Source organism: Streptomyces boncukensis (assembly GCF_011045075.1).
Classification (GTDB): domain Bacteria; phylum Actinomycetota; class Actinomycetes; order Streptomycetales; family Streptomycetaceae; genus Streptomyces; species Streptomyces boncukensis.
This window is the reverse complement of record NZ_JAAKZZ010000197.1, coordinates 1-12,290: the sequence shown is the minus strand read 5'-3', so window position 1 is coordinate 12,290 and position 12,290 is coordinate 1. Positions and strand designations below refer to the sequence as shown.

11 protein-coding genes are annotated in these 12,290 nt (G+C 73.3%); 6 read left to right on the top strand and 5 right to left on the bottom strand.

Annotated features, from left to right (window positions below):
* Window positions 1-225 precede the first annotated feature (225 nt).
* The 3 genes from G5C65_RS19325 to G5C65_RS19315 all read left to right on the top strand — a co-directional run bounded on the left by G5C65_RS19325 (window position 226) and on the right by G5C65_RS19315 (window position 3,049).
* The gene (locus G5C65_RS19325) at window positions 226-729 is read left to right on the top strand and encodes a hypothetical protein (RefSeq protein WP_206442001.1); all 504 of its coding nucleotides are present in this window, start codon (window positions 226-228) and stop codon (window positions 727-729) included.
* 9 nt (window positions 730-738) lie between these two features.
* On the top strand, window positions 739-2,532 hold the full coding sequence (locus tag G5C65_RS19320; protein WP_165300127.1) for an alpha/beta hydrolase: 1,794 nt from the start codon (window positions 739-741) through the stop codon (window positions 2,530-2,532).
* Between the two features lie 61 nt (window positions 2,533-2,593).
* Window positions 2,594-3,049, top strand: coding sequence for a hypothetical protein (locus G5C65_RS19315; protein ID WP_338146530.1), 456 nt, complete (start codon window positions 2,594-2,596; stop codon window positions 3,047-3,049).
* A gap of 27 nt (window positions 3,050-3,076) precedes the next feature.
* Here the strand turns inward: G5C65_RS19315 and G5C65_RS19310 are convergent, their stop codons facing one another.
* Genes G5C65_RS19310 through G5C65_RS19300 form a run of 3 tightly spaced genes read right to left on the bottom strand, consistent with a single transcriptional unit; the run spans window position 3,077 to window position 6,094 of the window.
* On the bottom strand, window positions 3,077-3,949 hold the full coding sequence (locus G5C65_RS19310; protein ID WP_165300126.1) for a heme ABC transporter ATP-binding protein: 873 nt from the start codon (window positions 3,947-3,949) through the stop codon (window positions 3,077-3,079).
* Window position 3,950: 1 nt separating this feature from the next.
* A complete protein-coding gene (locus G5C65_RS19305; protein WP_165300128.1) occupies window positions 3,951-5,045 on the bottom strand; it encodes a FecCD family ABC transporter permease in 1,095 nt (364 codons plus the stop codon).
* Window positions 5,046-5,050: 5 nt separating this feature from the next.
* The gene (locus G5C65_RS19300) at window positions 5,051-6,094 is read right to left on the bottom strand and encodes a heme/hemin ABC transporter substrate-binding protein (protein ID WP_338146529.1); all 1,044 of its coding nucleotides are present in this window, start codon (window positions 6,092-6,094) and stop codon (window positions 5,051-5,053) included.
* A gap of 223 nt (window positions 6,095-6,317) precedes the next feature.
* Between G5C65_RS19300 and G5C65_RS19295 the strand changes: the two genes are divergently transcribed.
* Both G5C65_RS19295 and G5C65_RS19290 read left to right on the top strand, forming a co-directional pair.
* On the top strand, window positions 6,318-7,886 hold the full coding sequence (locus tag G5C65_RS19295) for an HtaA domain-containing protein (protein ID WP_165300124.1): 1,569 nt from the start codon (window positions 6,318-6,320) through the stop codon (window positions 7,884-7,886).
* A gap of 28 nt (window positions 7,887-7,914) precedes the next feature.
* Complete coding sequence (locus G5C65_RS19290) at window positions 7,915-9,648, top strand: HtaA domain-containing protein (RefSeq protein ID WP_165300123.1); 1,734 nt, start codon at window positions 7,915-7,917, stop codon at window positions 9,646-9,648.
* Window positions 9,649-9,749: 101 nt separating this feature from the next.
* Here G5C65_RS19290 and G5C65_RS19285 read toward each other — a convergent pair whose 3' ends face one another.
* Window positions 9,750-10,943 carry an RtcB family protein gene (locus G5C65_RS19285; RefSeq protein ID WP_165300122.1) on the bottom strand — a complete coding sequence of 398 codons (1,194 nt, stop codon included), beginning with the start codon at window positions 10,941-10,943 and terminating at the stop codon, window positions 9,750-9,752.
* 169 nt (window positions 10,944-11,112) lie between these two features.
* Between G5C65_RS19285 and G5C65_RS19280 the strand changes: the two genes are divergently transcribed.
* Window positions 11,113-11,601: a GNAT family N-acetyltransferase gene (locus G5C65_RS19280; protein WP_165300121.1), complete on the top strand. Its 489-nt coding sequence runs from the start codon at window positions 11,113-11,115 to the stop codon at window positions 11,599-11,601.
* Between the two features lie 21 nt (window positions 11,602-11,622).
* On the opposite strand, the gene G5C65_RS19275 is transcribed toward G5C65_RS19280, so the two are convergent.
* Window positions 11,623-12,290: biliverdin-producing heme oxygenase (locus tag G5C65_RS19275; protein WP_165300120.1), on the bottom strand; the 668-nt coding region annotated here is incomplete at its 5' end.

Sequence of the window (12,290 nt, the reverse complement as noted above, 5' to 3'; positions counted from 1 at the left end):
GAGTGCGGTGAGGGTTGTATGTCAGCGCGCGTATCTTGCGGGTGATTTCGTCACGGGATCCCCCGGAGAGCGTAGGAGCTATCACCTCCGGGCCGGGGCGCCGGGCGACGCGCGTCGGGTGGCCAGTGGAGGCAGCCACGCACTACGGTAACGGCCTTGACGCAGACGGGAGTTGACGGGCCGAGCCGGGTTCGCCGGCGGCGGGGCCCACACGAGGGGGACGGCATGGTGGCGGAGAAGCGTTCTGCGGTCTACGACTTATTCGAGGGCGGGGCCGCTCCGGGCGCCTCGGGCGGCGGCGACGGCCTCCGGCTCGCCTCGGCGGGCGGCAAGCCCGGATGGGCGGGCGGGGGAGACGGCGCCGACGGCGGCGAGAGCGGGGTGAAGTCCGAGAAGTCCGCGTGGACCGAGGCGGGAAACGGCGTCAACGCGCTGCGCGGCAACATCAAGAAGGCGCTGGCCCGCATGGAGAAGGAGCAGGCGGGTCTCGGCGCCGGGGCCGAAGCGGGCGACCTCCAGTGCGCTGCCGCCCAGCGGGAGCTGCACCGGTCCTGGACCGGCTATCTGAAGAAGGTCAGCGGCAGATGCGGCACGCTGCGCGGCTGCCTGGAGGGGGCCGGCAGCGGCCACCACCACAACAACCAGGCCGTCGCGGACTCGTTCGCCGCGCTGGACAAGAAGTACGCGGACACCCCCGCGGTCGGCGGCGGGACCCCGAAGGCGCGGTGACGGGGCGGCATGAGGTACGCGACGCTCGCCAAGCTGAAGCCGTCCGAGTTCGAGGACGCGGCGGACGGCTACGGCTTCGCCAGCAGCATGGCCGGCGAGGCGAAGGACGGCCTGGGCGGCCGTATCACCAAGGGCATGAACACGGCCCTGTCGGGCAAGGCGGCGACGGAAGCGCGTACCCAGGTCCGCAAGCTGGCCGCCAACTTCCACTACACGCAGATCGAGTGCGGCCTCATACGCACCTCGCTCAACGCGCTCGCGGCGGACCTGCGCGCCGCGAAGAAGAAGCTCGAAGCGGCGGTGGCCGAAGCGAAGGCCGAGGGCCTCACGGTGAACCCGGACGGCTCGGTGACGTACCCCGCCGGGGGCGACAAGGTGGACGGCGAGGTCCCGGAGGGCGGCACGGTGCCGGCCCGCGCCGGCACGGCGGACCCGGGCGCCGCCGGCAACCCGCTGAGCCCGTCCCGTGAAGCCAGCGCCCAGGCGGAGGCGCTGGAGCGCCAGGCGGCGAACCTCGGCGGCAACCCGCACCGCGCGAAGGCCGTGGCCATCGCGAACCGCATCGCCACGGCCGTCAGGGAGGCCACCGAGGCCGACCAGGCATGGGCTCCCCGGCTGCGGGCGCTCACCGCGGACGACGACCTCGACGTCTCCCCTGCGGACTGGGCGGACGCCCAGAAGGACATGCGCGGCGCCCGCAAGGGCGCCGAGGACTATCTGGGCGACATCAAGGACCCGCCGAAGGACGGCACCCCGAAGGACAACGCGCGGTGGTGGAAGGGGCTGTCGGACCAGGAGCGCGACGACCTCGTCGCGCTCCGCCCAGCGAGCGTCGGTGCGCTGGACGGCCTCCCGGCGGACGTGCGGGACGAGGCGAACCGCGCGGTGATGGCCGAGAAGCGGGGGCAGTACGAGCTGCGGCTCGCCGCGTTGCGGGCGGACGAGCCGCAGCGGACGGCCGCGATGGGCCACGAGACCGCGGCGTGGCGTGAGTGGGACAAGAAGAGGGAACGCCTGGAGGGAAAGCTCAACGGAATGAAGGCGATCCAGGAGCGGTTCGACCGCACGGGACGCGACGGGCTCCCCGAGGCGTATCTGCTGGGCTTCGACCCGGAAGGCGAGGGCGACGGCAAGGTCATCCTCGCCAACGGCAACCCGGACACGGCCGACCACAGAGCGGTGTACGTCCCGGGGACGGGCACCGACATCAGCAAGATCGGCGGCGACCTCGGGCGGGGCGAGGACATGTGGCGGGAGAGCCACAAGATGGCCCCCGGCAAGAACGTCTCCGTCATCTCGTGGTTCGACTACAACGCCCCCGACACCATCCCCCAGGCGACGTCGGGCTCCTACGCCGAGAAGGCGGGGCCCCGGCTGCAGAACTTCCTGGAGGGTGCGGAGGCGGCCCAGCCCGGCTCCAGCCACACCACGGTGATGGGGCACAGCTACGGCAGCACGGTGATCGGCGAGAGCGCGAAGCACCACAGGATTCCCGCCGACGACATCGTGGTGGCGGGAAGCCCGGGGATGCAGGTCGGCCACGCCCGCGACCTCGGCGTTGGCACGGACCGCGTCTGGGCCATGGGCGCGGGCGCCTTCGACGACCGCGTCGTGCGGTACGGCGGAAAGCTCGTCGGCCTCGGCGAGGAGTTGACGATCCCCACGGACGAGAACTTCGGAGGGAAAATCATGAAGAGCGATTCCGGGGGGCACAGCGGGTTCTGGGACGAGAACTCACAGAGCCTGCGGAATCAGGCTGCGGTCATCACAGGGAAGTATCACCGAGTTGAACTCGACGACTAGCGGGATGCGAACAGCGGCAGCCGCGCTTGCGGTTTGCTTCCTTGCTGCGGGGTGCTCACAAGTGGGCGACGACAAGAAGAGCGCGGACGAGGTGGAAGTGCGCGACGCGGGGAGGATGAACAAGCTGACGAAGGAGGCGTCCAGCGGAATTCTCGACATTATCGACTTGGCGGCGAAGGTAACGGAGCCGGGGCCGCGGCCGACCCCGTGCTCGGGCTACTCCGAGGACGCGGGAGTCGTCAGGATGCGCCATCCGTGGAGCGTGTACGGCGTGCCGGTTCCGGACATGGAGAAGGCCATGGACCGCCTCCGGCGAGAGCTGGGCAAGAAGGGCTGGAAGATCGTCAAGGACGGACGGGACAGCAGCAAGGCGAAGAGCCCGCAGATCGTTGCCGACCGGAAGAACGGCATGTTCTCGGTCGACATCAGGCTCCACGACGAGCGCGAGCACAGCGGCAGCACTTCGTTGATCGAGGTCACAGTGGTGTCCGACTGCTTCCGGCGGCCCAAGGACTGAGTCGTCCGCGCATGAGCCGCGGGCCCGCTACGGCGAGGTGGACCCGCTGCCGAGCGTGTCGCGGCGCGGCAGGACCAGGGGCTCGCCGGTGCGGGGGTGCGGGACGATCTCGACGGGCTGGCGGTAGACCCGGGTGAGCAGCTCCGCCTCCAGGACCTCGGCGGGCGGGCCGCAGGCCGCGACGCGGCCCTCGTGGAGGACGGCCACGCGGTCCGCGTACGCCGCCGCCAGGCCCAGGTCGTGCAGGACCACCGCGACCCCGGCGCCGGACGCCGCGCGGTCCCGGCACAGGCGCAGGACGAGTTCCTGGTGGCGCAGGTCCAGGGCCGCCGTCGGCTCGTCCAGCAGGAGCAGCGGGGTGCGCTGGGCCAGCACCCGGGCCAGCGCCACCCGCGCGCGCTCGCCGCCGGAGAGCGCGGAGAAGGGGCGCGCGGCGAAGCCGTCCGCCTCCGTCGCACGCAGCGCGTCCGCCACGGCCGCTTCGTCCCCGTCCTCGGCCGGGGTGCCCGCCCAGGGGGTGCGGCCCATCCGTACGACCTCCTCCACCGTGAACGGGAAGGCGAGGGTGGTGGACTGCGGGAGGACGGCGCGCAGCGTGGCCAGCTCGCGGGGCGTCCAGGAGGACAGCGGGCGGTCGGCGACGCGCAGCTCGCCCGCGATGAGGGGGAGGTCGCCGGCCAGGGCGGCCAGCAGGGTGCTCTTGCCCGCCCCGTTCGGGCCCACCAGGGCGAGCACCTCGCCCGGACGCACGGTCAGGTTCGCGCCGTGCACGACCGTACGGGCGCCCAGTCGGACGCTGACGTCCCGGGCCTCGGCCAGGGCCTCGGGGCCGGGTGCGGCGTCGGGTGCGGATGCGGCGGCGGGCGCGGTACGCGCGCGGACTCTGCGCAGCAGATGCATCTCAGGCCCAGCCTCCCTGCCGGCGCCGGGTGCGCCGTAGCAGCCAGAAGAAGAACGGGCTGCCGACCAGCGCCGTCAGCACGCCCAGCGGAAGTTCGGCGGGCTGCGCGATGGTCCGCGCCGCCAGGTCGGCGGCCACCAGCACGACGGCCCCGCCCAGCGCGCTGCCCGGCACCAGGAAGCGGTGGCCGGGGCCCGCCGCCATGCGCAGCAGATGCGGCACCAGCAGCCCGACGAACGAGATGATCCCCGCCACCGCCACGGCCGCGGCCGTCAGCAGCGCGACCACCACCACCAGCGCCACCCGCAGCCGTTCGACGTCGACGCCCAGGTGCCGCGCCGGGCGCTCGCCCAGCGAGAGCAGGTCCAGCTTGCGCGCGTACAGCGGGGCCGCGAGCAGGCCCGCCGCCGCGCACGGCAGCACCGCCAGCACCTTCGGCCAGGTGGCCTGGGCCAGCGAGCCGAGCTGCCAGAAGGTGATCTGGGTGAGCTGCGCGCTGTCCGCGAAGAAGACGCACAGCCCGATGAGCGCCATGGCGAACGCGTTCACCGCGATCCCGGTGAGGATCAGCGTGACGACCTCCGTGCGGCCGCCCGAGCGGGACATCGCGTACACCAGCAGCACCGTCGCCAGGCCGGTGACGAACGCGCAGGCGGTGACGGTCCAGTTGCCGAAGAAGGTCAGCCCGAGGGTGATGGACGAGGCGGCGCCCACGGCGGCGCCGGAGGAGATGCCGATCACGGCGGGCTCCGCGAGCGGGTTGCCGAACACGCCCTGCATCAGCGCCCCGGCGCAGCCCAGCGAGGCGCCGATCAGCACGGCCAGCACCACCCGCGGCAGCCGGACGTTCCACAGCACGCTCTCCGCGACCCGGTCCAGCTCCGCGCCGCCGAGCCCGGCCCGGTGCCGCACCGAGCCGATGATGTCGCCCAGCGGGATGCCGTACGCGCCGATCCCGGCGGACAGCAGGACGAGGACGAGCAGCGCCGCGAGCAGCCCGGCCGTCAGCAGGGCGGGGGCGGCGCGGCGGCGTCCGGCGCGGCCGCCCGCTTCGCGCTGCGGAGCGGCGGACGCGGTCGGCTCCCGCTGCGCCATGAGCGTCACTTGGCGCCGCCCTTGTCGTGGATCTGCGCCGCCAGGTCCTTCAGCACTTCGTCGGTGCGCGGGCCGTAGTTGAGCAGGACGCCGTCGTCGATGCTCGCGACCCGGCGGTCCCGGCCCGCCGGGGTCTGGGCCACGCCGGGGATCTTCAGCAGCCCGTCGACCCCGTTCACCGACTCAAGTCCCTTGGTCATGACGAGGATCACATCCGGTGCCGCCTTCGCCAGGGCCTCGCTGGTGATGGCGGTGAAGTCCTTCTTCAGCCCCGACTCCTTGCCCGCGTCGACGCCCCCGGCGGCCTCGATCAGCGAGGAGGCGCCGGAGCGGGCCCCGCCCAGCAGATAGACGGAGGCGGAGCCGCGCAGATAGAGGAAGGCGACGCGGGGCCGTCGTGTGGCGTCGCCTTCCGGTATGTCGTCGCGTACGGCCTTGATCCGGCGGTCCGTACGCGAGCTCAGCCGATCGCCCGCCTTCTCCACCCCGAGGGCCTCGGCCACCGCGTGGATCCGGGGGTCCACGTCGCCCAGCCCCTGCGCGGGCTTGAGGACGACGAGCGGGACGCCCGCCTCCCGTATCTGGTCGATCGCCTCGTCGGGGCCGGTTGTGGTCTCGGCGAGGACGACCGAGGGCTTGAGCGACAGCACGCTCTCCGCCGAGACGTCGTGCGCGCGCGTGACCACCGGCAGCTTCTTCGCCTGAGCGAAGGTGGCGGTGATGTCCCGGGCCACGACCTGCTTGCCGAGCCCCAGACTGAACACGAGCTCCGAGAGCGAGCCGGTCAGCGGCACGATCCGGCGCGCGCTGCGCACCGTGACCCGGTGGCCGTCGGCCGATGTCACCTCGGCCGGAAGCCGCGGGGTGGGCGCCTTTCCGGAGAGCGGTTCCGCGCGGTCGGCCGTCGCGCCCCGGGAGCTGCCCCCGCCGGAGCCGTCACCGGAGCCGTCGCCGCCGGAGCCGCCCGGGGAGCCGCCGCAGCCGGCGAGGACGAGCGCGAGGGCGGTCGCTGCCGCGAACACCCCGACCGAGCGGGCTCTGTGACGCACGAGGTGGGCCCTTCTTGTGATGGCGCTGTCTGCGGTGGGCCGGAGCGCCGCCGGTGGCCCCGCCGGCTGGCTGACGGCGGGACCGGGACGACGAACCCGGAAGGGTTCCGGCTGAGTCATCGATAGCTTAGGTTAGCCTTACCTCAATTGCCAGCCCTCGATGCTGCGGCCCCGACGTCGCAGCCCCGACGTTGCAGCCCCCGGCTGCCCCTGGAGAAACCCCATGCCGTACGTCAGACGCGGAACCGCCCCAGGGGGCGTCGCGAGAGTCCCGCACGGTGCCCGCGGCGCCCGGCACGCACTCTCGCGACACCCCCTCGCGCTGCTGACCGCCTGCGCTGCCGCGGTGCTTCCGGTGGCGCTGCCCGCAGCCCCCGCGCACGCGCAGGAGCGCACGGTCTCCGGCGGGCGGCTGGACTGGGGTATCAAGTCCTCGTTCCAGAGCTATGTCACCGGGCCGATCGCGAACGGCCGCTGGAACCTCACCGGGGGCGCTGCGACCACCGGCGAGAGCCAGTTCCGCTTCCACTCGGCGAAGGGCGGCTACGACCCGGACACCGGCAGCTTCCGCGCTGCCTTCTCCGGCGGCGTCCACTTCACCGGGCACCGCAAGGGCGGCAGCAACGTCCTCGACCTCACCGTCGCCAACCCCACCGTCCGGGTCACCGGGGGCGGTTCCGGAACCCTCTACGCCGACCTGCGCAGCAAGGACCGGGAGACCGGCAGGTTCAGCGACGCCGCGCAGGTGCCGCTGGCCTCGCTCGACCTCTCTGGCGTGAACATGCGCGGCGGCACCGGGCCGATCACCCTCCAGCGGGTGCCCGCGACGCTGACCGCGCGCGGCGCGAAGGCGTTCGCCGGGTACTACAAGGCGGGCACCCGGCTCGACCCCGTCAACCTCTCCGCCGACGTGCGGAGCGGCGGAAGCGGCGGCGGGCAGCGCCGCGAGGAGGAGAAGAAGAAGGAGAAGAAGGAGAAGAAGGAAGGGAAGCAGAGGGAGGGGAAGCAGAAGGAGGACGCGAAGGGGCGGTCCCCGGGCCGTATCGAGGACGCCGCCGTCGACTGGGGCGTGCGCCGCACCTTCCGCGAGTACGTCACCGGCGCCATCGCGAAGGGCGAGTGGAAGCTCACCCAGGGCGCCCGGGACGGCGGAGCCCTCTTCCGCTTCCCGCGCGGCAAGGGCGAGTACGACGCCGGAAAGGGCGCCCTCGACGCCGACTTCGCCGGAGCCGTGCGCTTCACCGGCAAGGACCTCGACCTCTCCCTCTCCGGCCTCTCGGTCCGGGTGCGGGACGGCGAGGGCACCCTCTCCGCGGACGTCACCAGCGACGGCCGCACAGCGCGGGACCAGCCCCTGGTCACCTTCGCGGCGAAGGAGTCCGCGCTCAAGCCCGAGCACGGGCTGATCACCCTCACCGAGACGCCCGCGACCCTCACCGCCGAGGGCTCCAAGGCATTCGCCGGGATGTACGCCAAGGGCACGAAGATGGACCCGCTCTCGCTCGCCGTCGCCCTCGACGACCAGGCGAAGCTCCCGGCGCTCCCCGACCTCGGCAGCGGAGCCGACACGGAGAACAAGGACGGAAGCGGCGACGCCTCGTCCGCGCCGAAGGCCGAGAACGCCTCGGACTCCGGCGGCTCCCGGGGCTCCTCCTCGGCGCTACCGCTCGCCGCGACCGGCGCCGGAGTCGCCGTCCTGCTCGCCGCGGGTACCGGCTTCGCCCTCGCCCGCAGACGCCGGAAGGCCCCGGCCGGATCCGGCGCCGACACCGGCGCCGACACCCACCAGTGAACCCATCCCGTCAGGAGACGCACCGACCATGACCAACGCCGCACGCCCCCGACCCCGGACCCGCGCCCTCGCGCTGGCCGCGGCCACCGCGACGGCCACCGGGCTGGGCGCCCTCGCCCTCGCGCCGCTCTCCGCGCAGGCCGCACCGGCGGCCCCGGCGGCCCCGGCCGCCCCAGCCGCCGCCGGGATCCCGCTGACCGACGGCACCCTGGACTGGGGCGTCAAGAAGTCCTTCCGCGACTACCTCGAAAGCCCGGTAGCCCACGGCAAGATCACCGTTGCCGACGGGGCCGAAACCAACGACGACGGCTCGTTCCGCTTCACGGACGGCGCGGGTGCGTACGACAGGGACACGCACGCCGTCGACACCGCCTTCAAGGGCAGCGTGCACTTCTACGGCCACGACGGCGCGCTCGACATCAAGCTCAGCGATCTGAAGGTGGTCACCAAGGGCACCAGCGGCGCCATCTCCGCCGATGTGAAGGAGGGGGACAAGGCGGCCCAGGACGACGTCGAGCTGGCCGACCTCGACCTCTCCGAGGTCAAGCCCGGCACCGGCGAGGGCGGCACGATGACCTTCAAGGACATCCCGGCCACGCTGACCGCCGACGGCGCCGACGCCTTCGCCGGCTTCTACAAGGAGGGCGACAAGCTGGATCCGGCCACCCTGACCGTCCGTGCCCGGACGGGGGGCGGCACGGGCGGCACGGGCGGTTCGGGCGGCTCGGGAGGCGACGGTGGTTCGGGTGACTCCGGCGGCAGCGCGGGCAGCGGTACGAGCGGAGGTTCGGGCGGCTCCGGCGGCTCCGGCAGTGCGGGGAGCACGAGCGGCAGCTCGCACAGCACGGGGGGCACGAGCGGCAGTGGCGGCAGCGGCGGTTCGAGCGGCACCGGCACCTCCGGTACCGGCTCCACCTCCACCTCCGGCTCCCCTTCCGGCTCCACCTCGGGGTCCGGCTCCGGGACGGTCTCCGGGAGCATCGCCGACGGCAACCTGGACTGGGGCGTCAAGAAGTCCTTCCGCGACTACGTCACCGGTCGCATCGCCCATGGCAAGGTCGAGCTGTCCGGCGGCGCCAAGGAGACCGGCGACGGCTACCGCTTCCCGGACGGCAGCGGCAACGCTGAGAAGGGCTCGATCAATGCCTCCTTCAAGGGCGGGATGCGCTTCCTCGGTCACCAGGAGGGCGGCGAGTACGCTCTCGACCTCACCTTCTCCCAGCTGCGCGTCCGCGCGGACGGCAGCACCGGCAGCCTGGTCTCCGATGTGAAGGCCAAGGACCGGGAGAGCGGCAAGGTCTCCACGTACGACAACATCGCCGTCGCCACGCTCAAGCTCTCCTCCGGCGATCTGGACCCGGAGAAGGACGTCATCACGGTGAACAAGGCCCCGGCCACGCTCACCGCGGACGGCGCGAAGGCGTTCGGCGGCTTCTACCAGGCGGGTGAGAAGCTGGACCCGGTCACGGCCGCCGTCTCGCTCGACGCGAACGCCCAACTCCCGGGCGCCTCGGGCGGCTCCGGCGGCTCCGGGTCCGGCGGCTCGGACGGCGCGGGCGGCTCCGGCGGTGCCGCCACCACGGGCGGCGCGGGCAGCGTGGGCGGTGGCGGCGACGCCTCGCCCGCGGGCGCGCTCGCCAGCACCGGCTCCTCGGTGCCGGTCGGCGAACTGCTCGGCGGGGCGGCCGGGCTGGCGGCGCTCGGCGCCGCCGGGGTGTACACGGCGCGGCGGTACCGCACCCGCACCGCACTGGCCGACTGACGGTCCGCGCGGGCTCGCCCGTGCCCGGGGCGCCGGGCACGGGCTGCCCCGCGCCCCGGGCGGGGCACCCCCGACGGGGGCGGCCCGTACCCGGGAGCACGTCACCCCTTCACGCACACCACCTGCTTCAGCTGGGCGACGACCTCGACCAGGTCCCGCTGCTGGTCCATCACCCGCTCGATCGGCTTGTACGCGCCCGGGATCTCGTCGACCACGCCGGAGTCCTTGCGGCACTCCACACCCCGCGTCTGCTCGGCCAGATCGCGCTCCGAGAACCGCCGCTTCGCCGCGTTGCGGCTCATCCGCCGGCCCGCGCCGTGCGAGGCGGAGTTGAACGACGCGGCGTTCCCCAGGCCCCGGACGATGTAGGAGCCGGTGCCCATCGAGCCCGGGATGATGCCGTAGTCGCCCTCGCCCGCGCGGATCGCGCCTTTTCGGGTGACGAGCAGGTCCACGCCCTCGTAGCGCTCCTCGGCCACGTAGTTGTGGTGGCAGGAGATGGTCGGCTCGAAGGTGGGCCGCGCCTTCTTGAACTCCTTGCGTACGACGTCCTGGAGCAGCCCCATCATCAGCGTGCGGTTGTGCCGCGCGTACTCCTGCGCCCAGAACAGGTCGTGCCGGTAGGCCGCCATCTGCGGGGTGTCCGCGACGAAGACGGCGAGGTCGCGGTCGACCAGGCCCTGGTTGTGCGGCAGCTTGCGGGCCTCGCCGATGTGGTGCTCCGCGAGCTCCTTGCCGATGTTGCGGGATCCGGAGTGCAGCATGAGCCAGACGGAACCGGACGTATCCGTGCATACTTCAACGAAGTGGTTTCCGGATCCGAGGGTGCCGATCTGCTTCGCCGCCCGCTCGCGCCGGAACTTCACCGGCTCGGCCACCCCGTCGAAGCGGGACCAGAAGTCGTCCCAGCCGGCGGTCGGCAGCCCGTGCGCCCGGCCGGGCGACACCGGCTCGTCGTGCATGCCCCGGCCGACGGGAATGGCCTGCTCGATCCGGGAGCGCAGCCGGGAGAGGTCGCCCGGCAGGTCGTTGGCGGTCAGCGAGGTCCTGGCGGCGGACATCCCGCAGCCGATGTCGACTCCGACGGCCGCCGGGCACACGGCGCCCCGCATCGCGATCACGGAGCCGACCGTCGCGCCCTTGCCGTAGTGCACGTCCGGCATCACGGCGAGCCCCTCGACCCAGGGCAGCGTCGCGACGTTGCGCAGCTGCTGGAGCGCCCCGTCCTCCACGGTGGACGGGTCGGTCCACATCCGGATCGGCACCCGGGCGCCGGGCATCTCGACGTGCGCCATGACGGTCCAACTCCCCCTGGGGCCATGGCCTCCGGGCCATGGGACGAATGAATGCGAGGCCGTCATTGTGCGCAGTCCGCCGTCTGCGGCTGCAACGCCTTTTCGGGGCGCTCCCGCGGGTGCGCAAATCCGTTGCCGCCCCTATGGACCGGCTGCCACCCTCTCCCGTATGTCCTCGGTAACCACCGTACGCCGCTTGAGCCCTGCCGACTGGGAGCTGTACCGCCGGGTGCGGCTGGCCGCGCTGGCGGAGGCGCCCGCGGCGTTCCAGGCGACGCACGCGGAGGAGCTGGCCTTCTCCGACGTTCGCTGGCGGGAAAGGCTGACGCGGCGCAACACGCTGCTGGCGGAGGACGGGGAGGGCCCGAGCGGGCTGGTCGGGGTCATCGCGCGGGACGCCGCACCGGGCACCGGGAAGCTGGTGTCGATGTGGGTGGCGCCCCGGGCGCGCGGCACGGGAGTGGCGGACCGGCTCGTCACCGGTGCCCTCGGCCTGGCCGGAGAGCTGGGCTTCACGGCCGTGGTCCTGTCCGTGGTGGACGGCAACGGGGCGGCCGAGCGCCTCTACGCCCGGCACGGGTTCCAGCGCACGGGCGCGACCGGGACCTGCCGGAACGGGCGGGGGACCGAGTTCGAGATGGCCGTACGGGTGGTGTGACGGCGCGGCGCCGGGGCGGCGTCAGCCCGCGGCGGGCGGCGCGGCCCGGAAGTGCTCGCCCAGGTCTGCGAAGACGGCGGTGTTCAGTGCGAAGGCGCGGCGGCACTCGTCGACGATCCGCTGCTTCTCCAGCTCGTCCACCGGAATCGCGTCCAGCAGGGCGCGGTACTCGCGCTTGAACGCTGCCGGGTTGGGGATGCCCTCGAAGACGTAGAACCGCACGCCGTCGCCTTTGCGGGCGAAGCCCCAGGTCTTCTCGGCCGTGCCCCGGATGATCTGGCCGCCGGAGAGGTCGCCGAGGTAGCGGGTGTAGTGGTGGGCCACATAGCCGCCCGGCCAGTCGCGCGCGACCTCGGCGATCCGGTCGGCGTAGCGGGCCGTCGCCGGGAGCGGGGCGAGCCCCGCGCGCCAGTCCGCGCCCGCGCCGTGCAGGTGGTCGAGGTCGCGCTCCAGGGCGGGGAGGCGGAAGAGGTCGCCGCGCACGAACGGGCCCGCGACCGGGTCCTCCGCGAGCCGCCCGGCGGCCTCCTCCAGGGCGCGGTAGACGAACCAGAGCTGCTCGGTGTACCGCGTGTACGCCTCCCGGCCCAGTCTGCCGCCGAGCAGCTCGCCCATGAAGGAGGAGTTCTCCGCCTCGGTGTGCGCGTCCTGCGACGCGGTGCGGATCTGCGTCGAGAACGGGGTGGCGG

Bases quoted from the DNA above. Each gene is read 5' to 3' on its own strand.
- G5C65_RS19325 (WP_206442001.1), top strand. From the start codon at position 226: ATGGTGGCGGAGAAGCGTTCTGCGGTCTACGACTTATTCGAGGGCGGG.
- G5C65_RS19320 (WP_165300127.1), top strand. From the start codon at position 739: ATGAGGTACGCGACGCTCGCCAAGCTGAAGCCGTCCGAGTTCGAGGAC.
- G5C65_RS19310 (WP_165300126.1), bottom strand. From the start codon at position 3,949: ATGCATCTGCTGCGCAGAGTCCGCGCGCGTACCGCGCCCGCCGCCGCA.
- G5C65_RS19305 (WP_165300128.1), bottom strand. From the start codon at position 5,045: ATGGCGCAGCGGGAGCCGACCGCGTCCGCCGCTCCGCAGCGCGAAGCG.
- G5C65_RS19295 (WP_165300124.1), top strand. From the start codon at position 6,318: ATGCCGTACGTCAGACGCGGAACCGCCCCAGGGGGCGTCGCGAGAGTC.
- G5C65_RS19290 (WP_165300123.1), top strand. From the start codon at position 7,915: ATGACCAACGCCGCACGCCCCCGACCCCGGACCCGCGCCCTCGCGCTG.
- G5C65_RS19285 (WP_165300122.1), bottom strand. From the start codon at position 10,943: ATGGCGCACGTCGAGATGCCCGGCGCCCGGGTGCCGATCCGGATGTGG.
- G5C65_RS19280 (WP_165300121.1), top strand. From the start codon at position 11,113: ATGTCCTCGGTAACCACCGTACGCCGCTTGAGCCCTGCCGACTGGGAG.